22 protein-coding genes are annotated in these 20,982 nt (G+C 38.7%); 7 read left to right on the forward strand and 15 right to left on the reverse strand.

Annotation, left to right across the window (positions count from 1 at the left end; all coding sequences use genetic code 11):
* From rlmD to BN8061_RS00945, 7 genes are all read right to left on the reverse strand, one after another.
* The gene (rlmD, locus tag BN8061_RS00915) at positions 1 to 1,422 is read right to left on the reverse strand and encodes a 23S rRNA (uracil(1939)-C(5))-methyltransferase RlmD (protein ID WP_068595412.1); all 1,422 of its coding nucleotides are present in this window, start codon (positions 1,420 to 1,422) and stop codon (positions 1 to 3) included.
* A gap of 84 nt (positions 1,423 to 1,506) precedes the next feature.
* Entirely contained in the window at positions 1,507 to 2,460 is a 954-nt protein-coding gene (locus BN8061_RS00920) for a hypothetical protein (RefSeq protein ID WP_068595414.1), read from the reverse strand.
* Positions 2,461 to 2,470: 10 nt separating this feature from the next.
* Positions 2,471 to 3,514: a cytochrome-c peroxidase gene (locus BN8061_RS00925; RefSeq protein WP_068595417.1), complete on the reverse strand. Its 1,044-nt coding sequence runs from the start codon at positions 3,512 to 3,514 to the stop codon at positions 2,471 to 2,473.
* Positions 3,515 to 3,518: 4 nt separating this feature from the next.
* Positions 3,519 to 4,373, reverse strand: a complete 855-nt coding sequence (locus BN8061_RS00930; protein ID WP_068595419.1) for an MbnP family protein — start codon at positions 4,371 to 4,373, stop codon at positions 3,519 to 3,521.
* A 103-nt stretch (positions 4,374 to 4,476) separates the two neighbouring features.
* Positions 4,477 to 5,136, reverse strand: a complete 660-nt coding sequence (locus BN8061_RS00935; protein ID WP_068595431.1) for an SCO family protein — start codon at positions 5,134 to 5,136, stop codon at positions 4,477 to 4,479.
* Entirely contained in the window at positions 5,129 to 5,401 is a 273-nt protein-coding gene (locus BN8061_RS00940) for a YHS domain-containing protein (RefSeq protein ID WP_068595433.1), read from the reverse strand. The genes BN8061_RS00935 and BN8061_RS00940 overlap by 8 nt, the downstream gene beginning before the upstream one ends.
* Positions 5,402 to 5,540: 139 nt before the next feature.
* Positions 5,541 to 5,915 (reverse strand): hypothetical protein, encoded by a 375-nt coding sequence (locus BN8061_RS00945; protein ID WP_154662234.1) that lies wholly within the window; start codon positions 5,913 to 5,915, stop codon positions 5,541 to 5,543.
* Positions 5,916 to 6,011: 96 nt separating this feature from the next.
* Between BN8061_RS00945 and BN8061_RS00950 the strand changes: the two genes are divergently transcribed.
* The 3 genes from BN8061_RS00950 to rplS all read left to right on the forward strand — a co-directional run bounded on the left by BN8061_RS00950 (position 6,012) and on the right by rplS (position 7,492).
* Positions 6,012 to 6,785, forward strand: coding sequence for a polyphosphate kinase 2 family protein (locus tag BN8061_RS00950; protein WP_068595443.1), 774 nt, complete (start codon positions 6,012 to 6,014; stop codon positions 6,783 to 6,785).
* Between the two features lie 33 nt (positions 6,786 to 6,818).
* Complete coding sequence (locus tag BN8061_RS00955; protein WP_068595446.1) at positions 6,819 to 7,052, forward strand: putative signal transducing protein; 234 nt, start codon at positions 6,819 to 6,821, stop codon at positions 7,050 to 7,052.
* A gap of 89 nt (positions 7,053 to 7,141) precedes the next feature.
* Positions 7,142 to 7,492, forward strand: coding sequence for a 50S ribosomal protein L19 (gene rplS, locus BN8061_RS00960; RefSeq protein WP_068595448.1), 351 nt, complete (start codon positions 7,142 to 7,144; stop codon positions 7,490 to 7,492).
* 63 nt (positions 7,493 to 7,555) lie between these two features.
* On the opposite strand, the gene BN8061_RS00965 is transcribed toward rplS, so the two are convergent.
* Both BN8061_RS00965 and BN8061_RS00970 read right to left on the reverse strand, forming a co-directional pair.
* Positions 7,556 to 8,041 (reverse strand): DUF2314 domain-containing protein, encoded by a 486-nt coding sequence (locus BN8061_RS00965; RefSeq protein WP_068595452.1) that lies wholly within the window; start codon positions 8,039 to 8,041, stop codon positions 7,556 to 7,558.
* Positions 8,042 to 8,087: 46 nt separating this feature from the next.
* Positions 8,088 to 9,455 (reverse strand): HTTM domain-containing protein, encoded by a 1,368-nt coding sequence (locus BN8061_RS00970; protein ID WP_068595454.1) that lies wholly within the window; start codon positions 9,453 to 9,455, stop codon positions 8,088 to 8,090.
* Between the two features lie 62 nt (positions 9,456 to 9,517).
* Here BN8061_RS00970 and BN8061_RS00975 point away from each other — a divergent pair, with 62 nt between their 5' ends.
* Positions 9,518 to 9,919, forward strand: coding sequence for a thiol-disulfide oxidoreductase DCC family protein (locus BN8061_RS00975; protein WP_068595459.1), 402 nt, complete (start codon positions 9,518 to 9,520; stop codon positions 9,917 to 9,919).
* A 49-nt stretch (positions 9,920 to 9,968) separates the two neighbouring features.
* Here BN8061_RS00975 and BN8061_RS00980 read toward each other — a convergent pair whose 3' ends face one another.
* Entirely contained in the window at positions 9,969 to 10,742 is a 774-nt protein-coding gene (locus tag BN8061_RS00980; RefSeq protein WP_068595462.1) for a M48 family metalloprotease, read from the reverse strand.
* Between the two features lie 24 nt (positions 10,743 to 10,766).
* Positions 10,767 to 11,111, reverse strand: coding sequence for a phosphoribosyl-ATP diphosphatase (gene hisE, locus BN8061_RS00985; RefSeq protein ID WP_068595465.1), 345 nt, complete (start codon positions 11,109 to 11,111; stop codon positions 10,767 to 10,769).
* A 184-nt stretch (positions 11,112 to 11,295) separates the two neighbouring features.
* Here hisE and gcvP point away from each other — a divergent pair, with 184 nt between their 5' ends.
* From gcvP to BN8061_RS01000, 3 genes are all read left to right on the forward strand, one after another.
* Positions 11,296 to 14,151 (forward strand): aminomethyl-transferring glycine dehydrogenase, encoded by a 2,856-nt coding sequence (gene gcvP, locus BN8061_RS00990; protein ID WP_068595467.1) that lies wholly within the window; start codon positions 11,296 to 11,298, stop codon positions 14,149 to 14,151.
* 110 nt (positions 14,152 to 14,261) lie between these two features.
* Positions 14,262 to 14,963 (forward strand): aquaporin Z, encoded by a 702-nt coding sequence (gene aqpZ, locus BN8061_RS00995; protein ID WP_068595470.1) that lies wholly within the window; start codon positions 14,262 to 14,264, stop codon positions 14,961 to 14,963.
* Positions 14,964 to 15,155: 192 nt separating this feature from the next.
* Positions 15,156 to 15,755 carry a hypothetical protein gene (locus BN8061_RS01000; protein WP_094745812.1) on the forward strand — a complete coding sequence of 200 codons (600 nt, stop codon included), beginning with the start codon at positions 15,156 to 15,158 and terminating at the stop codon, positions 15,753 to 15,755.
* A gap of 127 nt (positions 15,756 to 15,882) precedes the next feature.
* Here the strand turns inward: BN8061_RS01000 and BN8061_RS01005 are convergent, their stop codons facing one another.
* From BN8061_RS01005 to eno, 4 genes are all read right to left on the reverse strand, one after another.
* Positions 15,883 to 17,145 carry an AI-2E family transporter gene (locus BN8061_RS01005; protein WP_068595480.1) on the reverse strand — a complete coding sequence of 421 codons (1,263 nt, stop codon included), beginning with the start codon at positions 17,143 to 17,145 and terminating at the stop codon, positions 15,883 to 15,885.
* A gap of 283 nt (positions 17,146 to 17,428) precedes the next feature.
* A complete protein-coding gene (locus BN8061_RS01010) occupies positions 17,429 to 18,097 on the reverse strand; it encodes a sterol desaturase family protein (protein ID WP_068595483.1) in 669 nt (222 codons plus the stop codon).
* A gap of 126 nt (positions 18,098 to 18,223) precedes the next feature.
* Complete coding sequence (locus tag BN8061_RS01015) at positions 18,224 to 19,507, reverse strand: citrate synthase (protein WP_068595486.1); 1,284 nt, start codon at positions 19,505 to 19,507, stop codon at positions 18,224 to 18,226.
* A gap of 90 nt (positions 19,508 to 19,597) precedes the next feature.
* On the reverse strand, positions 19,598 to 20,890 hold the full coding sequence (eno, locus tag BN8061_RS01020) for a phosphopyruvate hydratase (protein ID WP_068595489.1): 1,293 nt from the start codon (positions 20,888 to 20,890) through the stop codon (positions 19,598 to 19,600).
* Positions 20,891 to 20,982 lie beyond the last annotated feature (92 nt).

Below are 20,982 nucleotides of genomic sequence, written 5' to 3' on the forward strand. Positions count from 1 at the left end.
CTAAGCTTCTTTTCGTTCTAAAAGTACAATATTTTCTACATGATGCGTTTGCGGAAACATATCTACGGGTTGCACTTTTACTATATTGTACTGTTCTTTCATCATCTCTAAATCTCGAGCTTGCGTTGCCGAGTTACACGATACATACACCACGCGTTTCGGATTCATAAACAAGATGTTTTCTACCACTTTTTTGTGCATTCCGTCTCTTGGCGGATCGGTGATGACCACATCTGGAATGCCGTGTTGCTCGATAAATTCCTGATTCAAGACTTCTTTCATATCGCCACAGTAGAACTCACAATTATCGATTTTATTTTGTTTTGCAGCAGCTTTCGCAGCCTCTATCGCTTCTGCAACCGATTCTACACCAATTATTTTCCGAGCTTTTTTGGCAACGAATTGTGCTATGGTTCCAGTACCTGTGTACAAATCATACACCAATTCTTCACCAGTGAGTCCAGCAAATTCGCGGGTCAATTTGTACAATTCATAGGCTTGTTTCGGATTGGTCTGATAGAATGATTTTGGTCCTATCTTGAAATGCAAATCCTCCATTTGTTCGGTAATGTATTCCTTTCCCGAATACACTTGAATAGCAAGATCGTACACCGAATCGTTTTGTTTCGGATTGATCGCATACAATAGTGAGGTGATTTCTGGAAATTTATTTTTCAGGTTTTCTAAGAATGCTTCTCGTTTTTCTTTTTCTTCTCTGTAGAACTGAACCAAAACCATCAATTCGCCATTTTGCGACGTTCTGATCATCAATGTTCTGAGTAAACCTTCTTGCTCCTGCAAATCGAAAAAGTCGAGTTGATGCTCGATTGCGTATCGTTTCACTTCTTGCCTTATGGCGTTGGAAGGATCGCGTTGCAAGTAACAAGTTTCAATGTCCAACACTTTCGACCATGCTCCAGGAATATGAAATCCGACCGCATCGCGATCATTGAATTCTTTACCCGATTGGATTTCTTCTAAGGTAAGCCAACGTGCATTAGAAAAGGTAAATTCTAATTTATTACGATAAAAATACTGTTCTTCTGACCCCAAAATCGGTACAATTTCAGCATCCAAATCTTTGAATCCGCCAATTCGAACCAAATTGTTGATAACCTCATCATGCTTGAATTTCAATTGTGCATCGTAACGCATATCTTGCCATTTGCAACCACCGCACACGCCAAAATGCGAGCAAACAGGCTCTACTCGATAGGGCGACGCGTGATGCAAGGCGATAGCTTGACCTTCGAGGTAATTGCTTTTCTTTTTTGAGACCTGCACATCTACCACATCGCCCGGAATCGCCCCTTTGATCAAGACGGTTTTCCCTTCATCTGTTTTCCCTATAGAAATACCTTTGGCTCCAGCTCGTAGAACTTCTATATTATTTAGGATTATCGTTTTTCTCTTTCTCACCATTCTACAAAGGTAAAATTTTATGCGGTATGAAGGTGTTTTTAATGCAATGTTCTGAGCAACTTGTACTTTTTCTGACCGAAAAAATCATAAAGCATAGTTTACAAAAACTCCCATTCTATTTTTTGCTTCTACTTCGCCAGCGTTGAGATTGGAAGAAAGTGTTTGATAGTACTCTAGTCCTAAATTTATTTTTTTGTGCGATAATTCTAGCGCGTATTTCATGAGTTGCAAATCGCCTTTGGTCTTTGGGATTTTTTCTCCAAACTGTTTATTAGCCTCATAAATTTCGTTCTGAAAGCCGATTTTCGCATTAATTCCGCCATTTTCCAACGGAAAAAAGCGTTGCATTTGCAACAATTGATTCCACTGATTTCCGAATCGATATTTTTTCTTGTTTTCAGATTTTATGGTATAATCCGTAATCAATTGCAGGGCATTGTTTTGATATTGTAAGTGATAATGCAAAGCCAATTGAGTGTCCCAACTCCCCGTGCCAAGCTGGAAACTCGGATTGGAGGTTTCGGTAGATTTCTCATCGAATTTTGCAACAGGAATTTTCAGACCACTTGCCAAAGATAATTGATGATGCATTTGTTTTTCTTCTGATGACTTAGTTTTTAGAACTTGCACTATTGTAGTAAGATTTACATCGCCAAAACCGTTTATTTTGTCGTTATTTCTTCCTTTTTTTTCATGAAAATGATAAGGAATTGTGGCTGCGATTACCATTCTATCGTTTAAGGGAAAACGCATCCAAATCATGGTGGTCTGGAAATGTTGCTTTTGCGAAAGCTGTTTGCTAAACGCATCTTCTTGCGCATGGTAATGTTGGTAGAGATAGCGTATGCCTACAAATTTGTTTTCTATAAGGGATTCTATCCCACTATTCATCGCAGAAACAGAGCATCCGCAGGCATCACAATCGACTTCGGGCGAAAAATATTGCGCATGAATAGAATCAGCCGAGACGGAAGCCCAACTATTTGAACTACAAAACAATAATAAAATAATGATAAGATAGAAATGAATTTTTGTCATGATAATAAAATTAGAATTCTGCATAGGCAGGATTATTGATAAACGTCGTATCGGTAAGCGTATGAAGAAAAGCGATAATGGCTGTTTTCTCTTCGTTGGTCATCGCAATTCCGGGGCGAGCACCTTGTAGAAAAATAGTGTCTAAATTTTTTGAAGCGCGGATACCATGGCTATAATGATTGAGCACCGCCTCTAAACTATAAAAACGTCCATCGTGCATATAAGGTGCTGTGAGTTCTACATTTCGCAAACTTGGCACTCGAAACTTCATCCAATCTACCGAATCTAAGGTTACTCTAAATCGACCTGCATCTTGGTATTGAGGATCATAATACAAGCCTGTATTTCTAAAACTTTGGTCGGTCTGCAATGTTCCAGAATGGCACGTGCTGCATTTGTTTTGAAACAAAACTAAGCCTCTGTGTTCTTCTGTACTTAGCTTTATTTTTCCTTGTAGGTATTTATCGTACTTTGAATCAGAAGAAATTACGCTTCGCATAAACTGTTCCAACGCCGAAAGTATTCTATAACCATCAATCTTTTCGTCACCAAAAACTATCCGAAAATATTTTCTATATTCCGCATCATTTTTAAGTTTTTCGATCACTTCTTCCATTGCGCTATCCATCTCTTCGAAAGTGGTGATCGGTATCAGCGGTTGCAAACGAAGATCGTGAAGAACGCCATCCCAATTGAAATGTTTCACAAAGGCAAGATTCTGTATTGGTGGCGCATTGCGAATTCCCAATCGCCCATCTATCCCATGGCTTACATTGTGACCGTGATGGGTAAACGCATTTTCTTGTATATGGCAAGACCCACAAGAAATCGTGTTGTTTCTAGACAGTCGACCATCGTAGAATAGTTTTCTACCCAATTCTACTCCGAGTTTGGTGAGCGGTTTTTGGGCAGAAGTGTTTGTTATTGTTGGAAAATATTCTGGATACTGCAACACATATTCTTCGTCTATAAGTGGTTCTCCTACGTCGATATCATCGGTGATGCAACCCACAAATAGCACCGACAAGATGAAAACAAAAACGACTTTTTTCATCGGGCTAATTGTTTTTCGGCGCCTCATCATTATGCACATGATCTACACGAAACATCCCAGACAAATTATTGGTAACCTCTACCATAAAGGGCGAAGAACCCATCGTATCATCGTTGGTATCATCGAGCAGAAGTTTTTTATCGCCACTCAAAAAATTATTCAGATTTGCCATGATATGGATAGAGGGTTTCACTTTCGTACTCACTCTTGCAGTTGTTGGCAAATTGAGTTCTATTACACGATACAAATCAGCGGTTTGGTTTGCCGTTACATTTCCCATATTTCCTGTATGGTTTTTGTAGGGTTTAGTCGGAAATTCTTGTCCGTATTTTCCTTCTAATTTCACAAAAACATAACCCGACGCCCAAGACCAAGTCATGCCTTGTTGTTTGGCTTCGTTCCAAAATTTTGCCTGCCCATCATGTCCCAAGAGATAAGCCGATTGGTGGATTCCTAAACCAAATCGCAGCTTGGTATACTTGCGTTGCGGAATATCTTTCAGTTGCACATAAACAATGTTGGCTCGTGCATTTTCTTGGTTGATGACAAAAGCTCCTTGATCTGGATTGTTATAATGATAAGAAAAAACTTGTCCGTTTTCATCGATCAGTTCTATATTGCTAATGATGTATTTTAGGGTAGAAAAATTATGAAATTGCCCCAATGCAGATTGCTGAGTGGTAGCACCAAGCACAATTCCGCCTACACCTTCGAAGCCGTTTTCGAATTTCAGTTCTAATTCGCCATCTTTCGATTCATCTATCTTTGCAAAATCATCGTCTGATTTACACGCTGTAAAAAAACTTAAGAATAACAGGCTCAATCCTATTGATAGAGCTAATTTAGAATATTTGTACATGATTATTTTTTTGTTGATTTTTGAGCATAGTTATCGCCTGCGCTTTCTTTTTATCGAAAAAAACGTCGATTTATGCTCTACTAATTTTTTGTTAGGAAACTACCTAAGGTTGTTCATTTAATAATTTACGAATGTCTTCGATTAAGAGTTCCACCTCTGGGTGATATTCTCCTTGCAACGATGGTTTTTTGCCTTCTGGATCTAAATAATTTAATCCAGAATAATACAACATAGGTAAACCGTTTGGCAAATATCGGCTTCTGATTTTTCCGTTTTTGTCTACCAGAGCGAATTTACCACTATGATCCAACCCAGTTGCTTGTGAAACGTCTTCAACATAGATGTTAAACTCTTTACTCAAAGTTTGGATATATGCCCTATCGCCAGTCAAATGATGCCAATTCTTAGATTTCACCCCAATTTTTCGAGCATACTCTGCCAAACGTTGCGGCGTATCTCTTTTGGGATCGATCGTAATCGACAAAATACCAAAATCTGGATGCTGAATTTCGTCTTCTATCGACCTCAAATTCATGCTCATCACAGGGCAAATCGTAGGGCAACTGGTAAAGAAGAATTCAACAACATAGACTTTCCCCAACATGGAATTGCGGGTAATGGTTTTCCCATTTTGATCGGTCAACGAAAATTCTGGGACTTCCATCACGGTAAAAAGCTCGTCTTTCTTGCTGAATTTGTACCAAACAACTGCTATGGAAAATACCAAAAAGGCGCCCACAAAATACAGCATTCGTTTACTCATTGATGTATTTTTCTGGTTCTTTTAAAAATTCTTCTTTGCAAAGGCTAGAGCAAAATCCAAATACCTTAGCATGATAATGCACGGTATCCGACAGATGTTCAGAAGTTTTCATGCCGCAAACTGGGTCTATCTCGTTTGTCACCTCAACATCCATTTGCTTTTCTGCAGCCATATGATGGGCTTTTTTCACTTGAGGTTCGGTTTTCGTCTCACAAGAAGTCAACACGAAAACGCTAAGTATACTGGGAATAATTATTTTTTTCATCGTTTATTTTTTTCTTCAACTCATCTTCTTTTAATGGAAATGAGTCTAATTATTAAATCAATATTTTTTTATAAATAATGGCTTATTTTGATAGTTTTTATTAACCAAAATAAAAAATTAAAATCATCAATAAAAAAAACTAAACGATGTTGGGCGGTTGCCAAACTTTGCGAAGATGCGGGTCAGAAAAATTCAAAACCGTATAAAAAAGTGTTTTATCTTTTTTTGTCGATGGTAGAAAATAATCTTGGTGTGTAGCAAGGACGACGACAAAAAAATCTGCATTGTTTATTTTGGGTTGTGTTTGTTTTTGGGTATCCCGATCAGTCGAAAAATCGTCTTCAAACTGCTCAGACAAATAACATTTTCCGTTGCACAACAGCTCTGGGCGTTCTACATTCACACAATATTCCGTTACGATTTTATCGTATTGCAACACGTATTCTACCATGGGCAACAGTGGCCTGAAACCCATCATCAGAATCATTAGTATGTAGAAAATGTTTTTTGACACCGAATATTTTTCACATTCAAATTTAAGTTAATTTCAGCATCTTATCCATGATTTTATTCAGGTTTTTCTTTATATTCGGTTTAAGATTAGAAAAAAATGGCAGAATTTAATTTAAATGATTTAGAAAAAATCGCGAGCAAACAAGAAATCATCGACTTTTTGGTCGAACACAACATCATCAAAGAAAAAAAATTTCTGAATCAGTTGAAATACGAGAAAGAAATCGAAGTGCTGAAAGAGCGCATGCTCGAAATACAATCTAAAATAATTGAGCAAGAAAAACGCGTGCTAATCATATTCGAAGGTAGAGATGCCGCGGGAAAAGGCGGTGCTATTTCTAAGACGGTAGAATACATGAATCCAAAGAAATACAGGGTCGTAGCTTTGCCAAAACCGACAGAAGAAGAGAGCGGACAGTGGTACTTTCAGCGCTATTTGAAACAGTTGCCCAACAAAGGCGAAATAGTGTTTTTCGACCGATCTTGGTACAATCGTGCTGTGGTAGAACCCGTTTTTGGTTTCTGTACAGAAGATCAACATCAACTATTTATGAAACAAGTAAATAAGGTAGAAAAACTCTTGCAAGAAGACGGAATCATCTTAATTAAAATATTCTTGAACATCAGCAAAGAAGAACAAGCCGTACGTTTGCAAGAACGCAGAGACAATCCGCTGAAGCGTTGGAAATTAGGACTTTTGGATCAAAAAGCACAAGAACTTTGGGATAGTTATACTCACTATATCGACACGATGTTGGAACAAACAGCCAAAGCTCGCTCATGGGATGTCATCACGACCGATGACAAAAAAGAAGCTCAAATCGAGACGATAAAAACCATTATACACCATATAGAAAAAAAACTATCTTAACCTTTTTTTATCCCTCATCAAACGCAATAAAACATGAGCATTTTCAAGATTATAACTAAATATCCGACTGTTGTAGAAGCCGAAATCGCAAAATCTGTCTTAGAAAGTCACGGCATAGCAAGTACGGTTCTTGATCAAAATATGATGATGAATATCGGAACTACAATCACCCAATGGATAAGGTTGCAGGTAAAAAGCGAGGATTTTGAACGGGCATGTGAAATTTTAGAAATAGAAAATGATTTGAAAGAAAATTTTGATGAATAAGTAATAATTATTATTTTTGCACTCGCATTGATTAACCTCTGACGAAGGACGTGTAAGTTGCTCAATCTAAATAAATTATAATTTATAAAATGGAAAATTTAGTAAAATACGTACAAGACAAATACGTAGCTAAAAAAGAATTCCCAGCGTTTGCTGCTGGTGACACAGTAACAGTTTATCAAGAAATTACAGAAGGTGGAAAAACTCGTGTACAGTTCTTCAAAGGAGTTGTAATCCAAAGAAGAGGTCACGGGACTACAGAAACTTTCACCGTTCGTAAAATGAGTGGTGACGTAGGTGTAGAGCGTATCTACCCAATCAACATGCCAGCGATTCAAAAAATAGAAGTGAACAAAAGAGGTAAAGTTCGTAGAGCTCGTATCTTCTACTTCAGAAATCTTAGCGGTAAAAAAGCTAGAATTAAAGACGCTGCTTACTAAGAAGAATTTTTCAAACCATAAAAAAAACCGTTCCATCACGAACGGTTTTTTTATACTCTATTTTTATTCTAAGCCATATTGTTTATCAAATTCGGCTCTTTCTTCCTCTGTCATTTTGCTACGCTGATACAACACCGAATAACCGCCAACCAATTTGCCATTGTCATAATACATCCAATCGGTTACACGAGAAGGATCGATCAAAATCGTATCGTTTAATTTCACTTCGCGTGTTGCTTTGGGCTGAGAATTCACAACCCCAAACAAAGAGTCACCTCTAGCTTCGATGTCGCTCAGCCACAAATGCTCTTCTTGCTCGGTCGATGTTCCGAACTTTTGTTTTACAAAAAAATTTTCGGTTCCTGCTTTTTGTTCTTTGAATGCCGCCCGAAAATCGGCAAAGGTTTCATTGCCAAGTTTGGTAACAGAATCCAATCTCGCCTGCTCTGCTTTTTGCTCATCTACAGCTTTGTAAGCATTTTGGGTATTCTCGTTGGTGCAAGCAAAAAAGCCTAAGCACAGCGCTGTGATCATGATATTTTTTTTCATAATAGCAATACTAAATATTTGGAATAATATACAACAAATAGTGCTGTTATTCAAAAAACGACAAATGCAATTCTTTTGGCTGAGGCAATATCCATGGTTGATGACTGAAATAATGCCATTTGGTTGAAGCCAAATCTACCGTGGGATCGATGAATGGATAAAAATCACTTCCGTTGACCGAAACTCTGCTGTCGACGTATACGCGAATCCCTTTTTCGCCTGTTGGATCTAATTTTCCTTTCAAAATATGGGCGAACTGCCAAATCATATCGGGGCTGTACGCCATTTTTAATATTTGCTTGTTGGTCAAATAATTAGTAATAAAAACTTGTTCTTTTTTCCCAGTTTTATCCAAGGTATAAAAGCTAGTATGTCCTGCTTTGGAACGCAACATCATCCGCCAAGACATTCGATGACCTTCTTCGGTCCAAAAAACATTTTCGCTGATAAAATGATGCCGAATCGGAAGGTAAATTTGCCACATGAAATACAAGACAAAAAAGTATTTAAACACCACGCGAAACATGGTCAAACGGTCATCCTCTGGTAATCTATCCAACAAAAAAGACTTTTTAGGGAATAGTTTTTCTTGAAAAAAATCTGATGGATAAAAGAAAATCAACATCCCTAATGAAAAATATGGAAAAATTCCGATTTGGAAAATAATTGAGTTCGATAAATGAAAAACAAAAGACAAAATCAGTCCGTATTTTCTCAATTTCGGTATCAACATGATGGGAACAATCAGCAAATCGAACAAAAAACCAATCCAAGCAATACCTTGCGCAAATGATCGACTCGCCACGAAATCACCCAAAATATCGAAGTTGTATTGATGTTTGATAAACCCTCCAATCCGTTCGAAAGTTGGCAATAAAAACTGACCATTGAACCAGTCTGGATAAATTTTATTGATGGCTGCAAAAAAGTAAACAATCGAGAGTTGTAGGATAAAAAAATAGTAAATCCAAACGCTGCATTTGGTCGCTTTTATTTTAGGAAAAATCGTACTATCGACCGAAAAGAACCGATGCGCTGGCATGAAGGCCATTGCCCAAGAAACCAACATAAAAAGATAGTAATGATTATTGTAGCTGGTTTTTTGCATCAGGTAAGTAAGCATCCAAAGCAATGCAAACGCAATTGAAGACACCCGATAAAGTGTTCCTGTGGCAATCAAGAGCCCGAGAAATCCCATTACACCATAGAGTGTGACCATCCCTTGCCCAAGAAAAACATGCGTCCACTCGAAACCAATAAAGCTAAAATTGAGTTGCGGCTCTACAAAATTGGTGTTTACCCAACCGGTAAAAATCGCTCCCCAACACTCGAACATGATGAATATACCGAAGAATATCCGAAATAAAATCAAGGTTGAATTATCTACTTTTCGATAGAATAAATCGTGATTCATGTAATGGTTAATTAACGCAGGCTAAGTTAGGTAAGAAATTTATTTATTCATAAATTTGGTTGATGAATGCCAAAAAAATTATATTCTTCGATGGGGTGTGCAACCTCTGCAACTCGACTGTGCAATTTCTCATTAAGCACAACAAATCCAATACTTTGCATTTTGCATCTTTACAATCAGATTTGGGTCAAAAATTCTTGAAAGAAAACTGTCTGAAAATCGAGAATTTCGAAACCATTTATTATTTAAAGAATAAAAAAATCTACAGTCATTCGAGTGCAATTTTAGAAATTTTCAAAGAATTGAATGGCTTTTATCCTTATTTGAGCATTCTGAAAATCGTTCCCAAATTTATTCGAGACGCAGCTTACTGTATGGTGTCGAAAAATCGATACCGTTGGTTTGGTAAAAAAGAAAGCTGTTGGTTGCCAACTACCGAGCTGAAAGAAAAATTTTTAGACTAAATTTCTTGATATCTGCTTGTATAGTCGAAAAAATAATCGACGCACTTTTTTATCGATATTTAGCGATTGCTTCTTGTATTTTTTTTCTACGATTGGCAGGCGACGGATGCGAACTTTGCCATTCTGGCACCGATGCACCACCAGAAGCTTCTTCTAGAATATCCATCACTCCGATCAAAGCTTCGGGGTTGTAGCCCGCTTGTAGCATGAATCGCACTCCCAATTCGTCTGATTCCAACTCATCTTCTCGTCCGTATTTTAAGTTCACCATATTCGCCACCACCTGAGCATAATAAGCCGAATTCATATCGCCAGAGGCGACACCCGCAGCACCAGCGATCCCTTGCGTCAGTTCTTGTTTCGACATCTGTTGCGCACTATGCCGAGCAATCACGTGCCCAATTTCGTGACCCAAAACTCCCGCTAATTGATCTTCTGTCTGCAATCTTGCCAGCAAAGCTTCGGTGATAAAAATCGGACCTCCTGGCAGAGCAAAAGCGTTTACCGTACGCCGATCGGCTAATACATAAAACTGAAACGGGTATTGCGTTCGGCTGGCATCACTGGCGTGTACGATTTTTTCGCCAACCGTTTTTACCAATTGTTGCGCTTGTGCGTTTTGTGACAGTCCGCCAAATTCTCTTGCCATCTGCGGTGCAGAATTGAGTCCTAAAGCAATTTCTTGGTCTTTGCTGAGCGATATATATTGTTTTTCGCCTGTAATTTCGTTTACCTCAGACGAAGAATAATATTTGATGATCGAGAATAAAACAATCCCAATTGCCACTAATATTTTTAGTGATGCGCTTCCTCCTCTTTGCATAATTTGTTGTGTTTGGTTGATTGACTATTTCCTAAGTTTTTGTTTCTTGGTATGGCGTTCTTTCAAAATCATCAATACATCTCGTAAGCTAAAACCCCTGTGGTGCAGTGCCATGAGGTAATAAAAAAATACATCTGCCGACTCTTCCAAAAAAGCAAGGTTGTCTTCTTGCCCAGAGGCGATCACCATTTCTACCGCTTCTTCTCCCATTTTTTTGGCGATTTGCGAAGAGCCTTTTTTATGAACATTTTTCATCTTAGACTTCTTGGCATCTTCCAGCTTTGCCTCTTCTATCAACTTTTCCAATTTCTTTAGAAAAGGGAAAGCTTTTTCTTTTTCTTCTAGTACTTTGGTATCTTGAAAATCCATAACCTTTTTAAAACGTGCTATAAAATTATTTTATTTTATAGATTAATTATCATTTTTAATGAATATTTATCAACTATTATTCCGCATTGTTGTTGAGAATTAGTTTTCTTTACCTTCATCATGTCCTTATAAAATCCAATATTTATCGTAAATTTACAATCGAATAAAACTCACGCAAACAAGAATGAACACAAATGATTTTTCTTTGCGCCATATAGGAAATCATGGCGAACAGATCACCGAAATGTTATCTGTAATTGGTAAAGATTCTATCGAATCGTTGATTAAAGAAACCTTACCTCAGAATATTCGACTGAAAAATGAATTGAATCTGCCCGAAGCACTTTCTGAATTTGAAACTACCAATCACCTTTTGGAAATTGCAAACCGCAATCAAAAAGTAAAAAACTACCTTGGTTATGGTTATTATGGTACGATTTTACCCGCAGCCATCCAACGCAACGTTTTAGAAAATCCTGGATGGTATACGGCTTACACGCCTTACCAAGCAGAGATTGCTCAGGGTCGTTTAGAAGCTTTGCTGAACTTCCAAACCGTAATTTCAGATCTTACTGGCTTGCCTATTGCCAATGCCTCGTTGCTAGACGAAGGTACTGCTTGTGGCGAAGCAATGCATATGCTCTTAGAATCTCGCACAAGAGATCAAAAGAAAAACAATGTGGTAAAGTTTTTCGTAGCCGATAATTTATTTCCGCAATCTATTGCTGTTTTAGAAACCAAAGCGCATGGTTTAGGAATCGAACTGGTTGTAGGAAACTTCGAGACCACAGAAATTACAGACGAATATTTTGGAGCAATTGTTCAATATCTTGGCAAAGGTGGACAAATCAACAACTACCAATCATTTGTAGAGAAAGCAAATGCCGTTGGAGTGAAAGTTGCCGTAGCTACAGATTTATTGGCTCTTACCTTGTTGACTCCGCCAGGAGAGTGGGGAGCTGAAATCGTAGTTGGAACATCGCAGCGATTTGGTATTCCAATGGGCTATGGTGGGCCACACGCCGCATTCATTTCGTGTACAGAAGATTACAAACGCGTCATACCAGGGCGAATCATTGGGGTTTCTCAAGACCGATTAGGCAACTATGCTTTGCGCATGGCGTTGCAAACTCGTGAACAACACATCAAACGAGAAAAAGCAACCTCTAACATTTGTACGGCACAAGTTTTATTGGCGGTAATGGCTTCTTTCTATGCCGTGTATCACGGAAAAGAAGGTTTGAAAAACATCGCCAACGAAATCCATACCAAAGCCGCGGTTTTACACGGTGGTTTGGAACACTTGGGCTACAAAAACCTCAATACTGCATTCTTCGATACCGTTCAAATAGAAGTAGAAAATTCTGATGAAATCGTAAAGATTTTTGCAGAAGAAGAAATCAATGTAAATGGGTTTGAGAAAGGAAAAATCTCGATCACGGTAGACGAAATGACTTCTGAAGAAGATGTATTCGAAATTCTGAGCGTATTTGCAACGATTAAAAACATAGAAGACGGCTTTGAATTTGAAGTTGATGATAATTATCTTCCAAAAGAATTATTGCGCACTTCGGATTTTTTAACGCATCCTAACTTTAATTCATACCACACCGAAACCGAATTGATGCGTTACATCAAACGATTAGAACGCAAAGATTTAGCCCTAAATCAGTCGATGATTGCCCTAGGTTCTTGTACCATGAAATTGAATGCAGCGACCGAGCTATTGCACTTATCTTGGGAAAGAATGGGGAATATTCACCCTTTTGCCCCAAAAGAACAAGTAGAAGGCTATCAAACTTTGATCAAAAATCTTGAAGAATTCTTGGCAGAAATCACTGGCTTCGACGCTACTTCTCTACAACCAAATTCTGGTGCACAAGGAGAATATGCAGGTTTGATGGTGATCCGTTCATATTTCGAATCGAAAGGTGAAGGTCATCGCAATGTCGCGCTTATTCCGCAATCGGCACACGGTACAAATCCGGCTTCTGCTGCCATGGCCGGAATGAAAGTAGTGGTTGTGAAAAACTTAGAATCTGGCGAAACCGATTTAGAAGATTTGAAAGCAAAATGCGAGCAATACAAAGACGAATTGGCTGCATTGATGATTACCTACCCGTCTACTTACGGCGCATTCGACAGTAATATTGTAGAGGTTACTTCTATGATTCACGAATATGGTGGACAAGTTTATATGGACGGGGCAAATATGAATGCACAAGTTGGATTAACTTCTCCTGGGAATATTGGAGCAGATGTTTGCCACTTGAATTTACATAAAACTTTTGCCATTCCTCACGGTGGTGGTGGTCCAGGCGTTGGGCCGATCTGTGTCAAAGCACACCTGGCGCCATTCCTTGGCTCTTCGCCACTCATCGAAACAGGCGGTAAAGAAGCGAAGAATACCTTTGCAGCCGCACCTTATGGCTCAGCATTCATTTTGCCAATCTCTTATTCGTATATCTTGATGTTGGGTGCCGAAGGATTGTTGAAATCGACTCAGGGTGCAATCTTGAATGCGAATTACATGAAAACACGCTTAGAAAATCATTACGATATTCTCTATACCAACACCAACAATGTGGTTGCGCACGAATTTATCTTGGACTGTCGACCATTTAAGAAAGTTGGAATAGAAGTGACCGACATCGCAAAACGATTAATCGATTATGGATTCCATGCGCCTACGGTATCTTTCCCAGTAGCAGGCACCTTGATGGTGGAGCCGACAGAGTCTGAATCAAAAGCAGAATTGGATCGTTTCTGTGATGCTTTGATTGCAATACGAAAAGAAATTGACGAGATTGCCAACGGCGATTACCCGGCAGATAACAACGTATTGCGCAATGCACCTCATCCGCAACATCTATTGACAGCAGACGAATGGGAATATCCTTATACACGTTCCAAAGCTGCCTACCCGCTAGAATGGGTGCGCGAACGCAAATTCTTCGCCTCTGTTTCTAGAATAGATGATGCCTATGGCGATCGCAATCTGATCTGTACTTGTGCTCCTATCGAGGCTTATATGGATTAGAACAAGATCATAAAATATTTATTTAAAATCGCTCTAAAAATTAGGGCGATTTTTTGTTAAATTCTAAAGAAAAAAAGTATTTTTAATCCATTAATCTAAATTTCAATACTATGAAAAATTATGCGGCCGAATTTTTCGGTACTTTTTGGCTTGTATTCGGAGGTTGTGGAAGCGCTATCTTTGCAGCCGGAATTCCAGATTTAGGAATTGGATACGCTGGCGTATCGATGGCTTTCGGTCTAACGGTTCTCACCATGGCTTATGCCGTTGGACACATCTCGGGCGGACACTTCAATCCGGCTGTTTCATTTGGGTTGATGGCTGGCGGAAGATTTGATGCCAAACAACTTTTACCATACATTGTCGCTCAAGTCGTGGGCGCAACTGCAGCCGCAGCAACCTTGTATTTAATTGCAAGCGGAAATGCAGATTTTGCAATCGACAACACCAAAGCTGGTGCATTCGCCGCAAATGGATACGGCGGATTATCACCACACGGCTACTCGATGACGGCTGCATTCTTAGCAGAATTTGTTCTAACGGCGTTTTTCTTGATTATTATTTTGGGAGCTACCGATCGTTTTGCAAACGGAAAATTTGCAGGTGTTGCCATCGGTTTAGGACTTACATTGATTCACCTGATCTCTATTCCGATCACCAATACTTCTGTAAATCCGGCTCGTTCGACATCGCAAGCCTTGTTTGCACAAGGTGATTTTTTACCACAACTTTGGTTGTTCTGGGTAGCACCTATTGCCGGTGCAATTGTCGGAGGCGTGATTTACAAATTTTTGTTACAACGAAACGACTAACAGTCAGAATCAATACGCAAACAAGAGGTTGTTTTTTTGAGATAACCTCTTTTTTTATCTATTGAAAGATTAATGCTCAGAAGATTACAATCGATAACGGATTGACTTAAAAAAAGAACATTCAAGATATTTTTGATTAGTTTGCTTGTAATTTCTTATTATTGTAAAAACATTTGTGCAAATCCCTAAAACATGAAAAAACCATTTTTAATCATCGCAATAACTGCCAGCTTTTCAACCGCTTGGTCGCAAGTAAACTCGTCGAACTTGACATACCCAAACCAAAACGAACCGCAAAAAAACGAAAGCAATCTAGAACGCACCACAAAACCTGATCACAATCGGCTCGATATGCAGCGTTGGCGTTTTGGTGGCGGACTCGGATTGGGATTTGGAAATAATGGATATTTTGCTGTCGGCATTATCCCAAGTGTTGGGTATATAATTTCGGAGCAGTTCGAAGGCGGACTTATCCTTGGATACACCTACTCGAAAGATGATTATGTGAAACAAAATACATTCAATGTTGGGCCATACGTCAATTATTTTCCGATATCCAGTTTATTCTTGCGTGCCAATTATATGTATTACACGGGAAAAGTAACTTTCGACAACGCTAATTCATACAACTACAACTTCGACGAATCGGCGCTGTGGCTTGGTGGAGGTTATCAATCTAGCGGTGCTGTTCGTTTTCAAATAGGGATGATGTACAACGTATTGTACGACAAAAAGAGTAGCCGATTTGCTACGCCATGGCAACCGATTGTAGGCGTTAGTTTTGGTTTTTAAAATCGGAAGAACAAAATCTGATAAAAAAACGCTGCCTGCTTGTTGATGAAAGATTTGCTCGAGTAATCTTTGTAACGAGCCAGCTCTTTTTATTCATTAATAAAAAGATTCATCAACCCGAAATTTCTTATTCTTTTTCGTCGTCGTTGTTTACCGATTCATCGGGCTCTCTGTTATGTGATTGATCAAATTCTTCGTGATTCTGATCTTCTGATTGCAATTCACGAGACAAATCTTCATCTTTCGGTTTGAGCTTGTTTTTGTACAAGTTATAATATTTTTCGAACATCGGCGTCGGTGCATTGTCTTCACCCAATAAGAATCCATACGGTTTGAGGTCTGGCACGGCATCAAAAACAATTTTTACGATAGCCAAAATCGGAATTGCTAAAAACATTCCTGCAATTCCCCAGAAACTCTCGGCAATGATAATTCCGAACAAAACCACAAAAGAGTTGAGTGAGACTTTGGACCCTATCACTTTTGGCGTGATGATATTTCCGTCTATAGAATTGATCCCGATTACCGATACAACGACCCAAAGCGCTTCGGTGAGTCCACTCGTGGCCAAGGTGACAGAGGCTGCGAGAACGGTTGCGGAGAAAATACCCAAATATGGGATGAGATTCAAAATACCGCAAAGGGCAGCAAAGAAAAATGCATATTTGATTCCGATAATCGAAAATATGGTGAACAATGAAAGGGTGATGAAAAGGATTTGTATGCCCAAGCCAATAATGTAATGTTTCATGATCGATTGTATCGAATTCAACACATCTCGAACTTGTCTTTGATCATTTGGCGGAAAACACCATACAACAAATTTCACCAAATGACTTCGATAAAGCAAGAAGAAAAAGATACAAAGAAAGACAAAAGTTGCGCCAGTAATGACAGTTGAAACCGAAACCAAAACACCTCCAACCACACTGGATCCTTTTTGTATTGTTTTCTCGGTATTGTTTCGCAAATATTGTAATTGTTCTTTTTCTGAAACATTAAATTTTTCTGAAACAAAAACTTGAGCTTTATGAACCAAGTCGATCACCTGCTCTTTTATCTCTGGGAAATCGTCTCTGAATTGCACGATTTGCGTTCCTAATAAATATAAAACACTCAGAATTGCCAAGACGAATAGAATTGGCGAAATCAGCGAAGATAAAACTCTTGGGAATCTCAATTTTCTTTCAAAAAAATTGGCAACTGGCAACAGCAACATCGAAAGAAGAAATCCTATTACCATCGGTACGATGATCGATTTCCCGATAATGGCAATGTAAAAAATAATGACTAAACTAACCAAAACACAGGTTAGCCTGACCACAAATGGCAATCCTTTTTTCTTTTTTCTGATTGGTTCTTGCTCTTTTGCTTCTATTCTATTATCCATAATAAAATATTGTTGGACTGGATATTGTACGATAAAAATGGTTTTTTGGGCTGAAAAAAGCTCACGATGCAAATTAATCTAAATTTTCGAAATCGATGGTAGAATTTTCATCATTTTTATCGACTAATAGACCTGATGATTTTCATTTTGATAATCGGAGAAGCGTTCGCTGAAACTCGTGGTACGAAAAATGTAATGCTTTGCAGGCTTGTCGTTTTACGGACCGTGAAAATGTTGAGAGCAGACACAAAAAAAAACTCTCATGGTATGAAAGCTTTTTTGATTATTTTTTCTTTTCGAACATCAAATCTTTTACTTTTTCTTTGTCCTCTTTCTCTTTCGTCAAATCGAACATGGTACCAAAAACTTTATCCCAAAATGTATTGGACACCCCAAATCCCAACTCTTGATTTTTGTAATGATGCAAATGGTGATTTCGCCACAATGGTTTCATGAATTTGAATGGGGGAGCCATTGCATGTATGGCGTAATGCATAGAAGCATACATCAGCCAACCCAAAATAAAGCCTGGGTAAAAAGCGAATGCATATTGCCCCAATATAAGATATTGTATTCCAAATAAAGCTGCTGCAATGATCAGACTGGGTACGGGAGGCATAAAAAGCCTTTGCTTATCGCGCGGATAGTGATGATGATTACCGTGCATGATGTACGCAAATCGTTGCAATTTTGGGTTCTCGCTGATGAGATGAAAGACAAAGCGATGAGCCAAATACTCGAAGAAAGTCCAAAAAACGATTGCTCCTATAGAGATAAGCAACATTTTACCAAAACTCATGGTGTAATGAGTGTAGCCGTAGTAAAAACAGTACAACAAGATGGGCAAATGAATTCCCCAACTCAACTGCGGACTACCTTTTGTAAGTGCTTCGAGAAATTTATTCTCGAACAGTTGTGCTTGTCCTTTATTATTAATTTTCTCAAACTCCATATAAAAGTTTTTTAGCCTCTAACGAAAATATGGTTTTTCGAAAACTAGACCGATTTATTATTTTATGCTAATAAGAGCCGAAAATCTCACAACTTTCGGCTCAATTTGTTTTTATTATCTTTTTTATTATCTTTTAGAAATCTCTACATAATCGCGTGCTGGCGAACCAGTGTAAAGCTGTCTTGGACGCCCAATTGGTTGATTGGTTTCTCGCATCTCCATCCATTGTGCTATCCAACCTGGTAGACGACCTACAGCAAACATTACAGTAAACATTTCTGTAGGAATATCCAATGCTTTGTAGATAATTCCAGAATAGAAATCTACGTTTGGATACAAGTTTCTAGATTTGAAGTAATCGTCTTCTAAAGCTGCTCGCTCCAATTTTTTTGCAATATCCAATATCGGGTCGTTGATTCCTAATTGTTCTAATACATTGTCGCATGCAACCTTGATGATTTTGGCACGCGGGTCGAAATTTTTGTAAACTCGATGCCCGAATCCCATCAATCGGAAAGGATCGTTCTTGTCTTTTGCTTTTTCTAAATATTTCTCAACGTTGCCACCATCTGCCTGAATTGCATCTAACATTTCTAATACGGCTTGGTTTGCTCCACCATGTAGTGGCCCCCAAAGCGCCGAAATACCAGCCGAGATCGAAGCAAATAAGCCTGCATGCGAAGAACCCACTAGACGTACTGTTGAAGTCGAACAGTTTTGCTCATGGTCTGCGTGTAAAATCAACAACTTGTCTAAAGCATCGATAATCACCGGATTCAATTCTAAATCTTTTCCTGGTTTTTTGAACAACAGGTGATAGAAATTTTCTACATAGCCCAACTCGTCGTTCGAGTAGTTGATCGGTAAACCTTTAGATTTACGCTGTGTCCAAGATGCCAACACTGGAAATTTACCCAATAGGGTTACTGCAGCTTTGTACATATCGTCTGGCGAATGTACGTTGACACATTTTGGATTGAAGGCTGATAAAGCCGATGTTAGCGATGACAACATTCCCATCGGATGCGCAGAACTTGGGAAAGCATCTAAGATTTTCACCAAGTCTTCTGTCACATAGTTGTACTCTGCGATGTCTTTATTGAACTGATCCAACTCTGCTTGTGTTGGCAATTCTCCTTTCAACAATAGATACATTACCTCCACGAACGATGATTTTTCGGCAATCTGTTCGATAGGATAACCTCTATACAATAATTTTCCTTCTTCTCCGTCTAAGAAAGTGATTTTACTCTCACAAGCGCCCGTGTTTTTGTATCCTGGATCGAAAGTGATAAGCCCGGTTTTATCTCTCAATTTCGAGATATCTACCGCGTTTTCATTCATTGTTCCCTTATAAACGGCTAATTCTAACTCTTCGTTGTTATAATTTAGTATAACTTTATCTGACATTTTACTTTAAACTTTTGAAAGCGTAATATACAACAATTTTTATTTTTTCGAGACAAAAACCTTACATGAAATTAATCATTTACGGCAGATTTATCTTTTTACCTTGAAAGCTTTCATACCTGGATAAATTGCTGTTTCGCCCAACATTTCTTCGATGCGTAACAATTGGTTGTATTTTGCCATACGATCCGAACGCGAAGCTGATCCGGTTTTGATTTGCCCCGTGTTCAACGCTACTGCCAAATCGGCGATGGTTGCATCTTCTGTCTCACCAGATCGGTGCGACATCACTGCTGTATAACGTGAATTTTGTGCCAATTGTACAGCGCTGATTGTTTCGGTCAACGTACCGATTTGATTCACTTTTATCAAGATAGAGTTGGCAGTTTCGTTTTCGATTGCTTTTTCTAATTTTTTCACGTTGGTCACCAACAAATCATCCCCTACCAATTGTACGCGATCTCCTACCAAATCGGTCAAGATTTTCCAACCTTCCCAATCGTTTTCGTCCATCCCATCTTCTATAGAGATGATTGGATATTTTGCTGTGAGGCTTGCTAAATATTCTGCTTGTTCTTTGGAACTACGCTTGGCTCCTTTATCTCCCTCGAATTTGGTATAATCATATTCGCCATCTTTATAGAATTCAGACGAGGCACAATCCAGCGCCAACATGATTTCTTCACCTGGCTTGTAACCTGCTTTTTCTATTGCTGCAATCACAGTATCCAATGCATCTTCTGTACCTTCGAAAGTTGGTGCAAAACCACCCTCGTCACCTACTGCAGTAGATAATCCTCTATCGTGTAAGATTTTTTTCAAGGCATGAAAAACCTCTGTTCCTTTGCGCAAAGCATCCGAAAAACTTTCGGCCTCTACAGGCATAATCATGAATTCTTGAAATGCAATCGGAGCGTCTGAATGCGATCCACCATTTACAATATTCATCATCGGGACAGGTAAAGTATTCGCATTCACTCCACCAACATAGCGAAACAAAGGCAAGCCCAATTCTTCTGCGGCAGCTTTGGCTACAGCTAAGGAAACGCCCAATATAGCATTGGCTCCTAAACTTGCTTTGTTCTCGGTACCGTCGATATCGATCATGGTTTGGTCTATAAGATTTTGCTCGAATACCGAATACCCCAATAACTCTGGTGCAATGACTTCGTTTACATTTTCTACTGCTTTCAACACTCCTTTACCTAAGTATAAATCACCACCATCGCGTAATTCTACTGCTTCGTATTCACCTGTTGAAGCTCCAGACGGAACAGCTGCTCGTCCTAAAATTCCGTTTTCGGTAACAACATCAACTTCAACCGTTGGATTACCTCTCGAATCCAAAATTTGTCTTGCATGGATATGTGTAATTATACTCATAGTTTAATAATTTAATATTTAATGATTCGTGTTCTTTTAATTTATTTTCAAAATTAATCCAATTGTGTTGTACGCACAAATGATTTGATTAG

Source organism: Vaginella massiliensis, from assembly GCF_900089075.1.
Lineage (GTDB): Bacteria > Bacteroidota > Bacteroidia > Flavobacteriales > Weeksellaceae > Weeksella > Weeksella massiliensis_A.

What these genes read in the sequence shown, in the direction of transcription:
- BN8061_RS01015 (WP_068595486.1), bottom strand. Translation starts at nt 19,507, where the DNA reads ATGTCAGATAAAGTTATACTAAATTATAACAACGAAGAGTTAGAATTA.
- BN8061_RS00955 (WP_068595446.1), top strand. Translation starts at nt 6,819, where the DNA reads ATGAGCATTTTCAAGATTATAACTAAATATCCGACTGTTGTAGAAGCC.
- eno (WP_068595489.1), bottom strand. Translation starts at nt 20,890, where the DNA reads ATGAGTATAATTACACATATCCATGCAAGACAAATTTTGGATTCGAGA.
- BN8061_RS01000 (WP_094745812.1), top strand. Translation starts at nt 15,156, where the DNA reads ATGAAAAAACCATTTTTAATCATCGCAATAACTGCCAGCTTTTCAACC.
- rlmD (WP_068595412.1), bottom strand. Translation starts at nt 1,422, where the DNA reads ATGGTGAGAAAGAGAAAAACGATAATCCTAAATAATATAGAAGTTCTA.
- BN8061_RS00975 (WP_068595459.1), top strand. Translation starts at nt 9,518, where the DNA reads ATGAATGCCAAAAAAATTATATTCTTCGATGGGGTGTGCAACCTCTGC.
- BN8061_RS01005 (WP_068595480.1), bottom strand. Translation starts at nt 17,145, where the DNA reads ATGGATAATAGAATAGAAGCAAAAGAGCAAGAACCAATCAGAAAAAAG.
- aqpZ (WP_068595470.1), top strand. Translation starts at nt 14,262, where the DNA reads ATGAAAAATTATGCGGCCGAATTTTTCGGTACTTTTTGGCTTGTATTC.
- BN8061_RS00970 (WP_068595454.1), bottom strand. Translation starts at nt 9,455, where the DNA reads ATGAATCACGATTTATTCTATCGAAAAGTAGATAATTCAACCTTGATT.
- BN8061_RS01010 (WP_068595483.1), bottom strand. Translation starts at nt 18,097, where the DNA reads ATGGAGTTTGAGAAAATTAATAATAAAGGACAAGCACAACTGTTCGAG.
- hisE (WP_068595465.1), bottom strand. Translation starts at nt 11,111, where the DNA reads ATGGATTTTCAAGATACCAAAGTACTAGAAGAAAAAGAAAAAGCTTTC.
- gcvP (WP_068595467.1), top strand. Translation starts at nt 11,296, where the DNA reads ATGAACACAAATGATTTTTCTTTGCGCCATATAGGAAATCATGGCGAA.
- BN8061_RS00930 (WP_068595419.1), bottom strand. Translation starts at nt 4,373, where the DNA reads ATGTACAAATATTCTAAATTAGCTCTATCAATAGGATTGAGCCTGTTA.
- BN8061_RS00965 (WP_068595452.1), bottom strand. Translation starts at nt 8,041, where the DNA reads ATGAAAAAAAATATCATGATCACAGCGCTGTGCTTAGGCTTTTTTGCT.
- BN8061_RS00920 (WP_068595414.1), bottom strand. Translation starts at nt 2,460, where the DNA reads ATGACAAAAATTCATTTCTATCTTATCATTATTTTATTATTGTTTTGT.
- rplS (WP_068595448.1), top strand. Translation starts at nt 7,142, where the DNA reads ATGGAAAATTTAGTAAAATACGTACAAGACAAATACGTAGCTAAAAAA.
- BN8061_RS00980 (WP_068595462.1), bottom strand. Translation starts at nt 10,742, where the DNA reads ATGCAAAGAGGAGGAAGCGCATCACTAAAAATATTAGTGGCAATTGGG.
- BN8061_RS00950 (WP_068595443.1), top strand. Translation starts at nt 6,012, where the DNA reads ATGGCAGAATTTAATTTAAATGATTTAGAAAAAATCGCGAGCAAACAA.
- BN8061_RS00925 (WP_068595417.1), bottom strand. Translation starts at nt 3,514, where the DNA reads ATGAAAAAAGTCGTTTTTGTTTTCATCTTGTCGGTGCTATTTGTGGGT.
- BN8061_RS00940 (WP_068595433.1), bottom strand. Translation starts at nt 5,401, where the DNA reads ATGAAAAAAATAATTATTCCCAGTATACTTAGCGTTTTCGTGTTGACT.
- BN8061_RS00935 (WP_068595431.1), bottom strand. Translation starts at nt 5,136, where the DNA reads ATGAGTAAACGAATGCTGTATTTTGTGGGCGCCTTTTTGGTATTTTCC.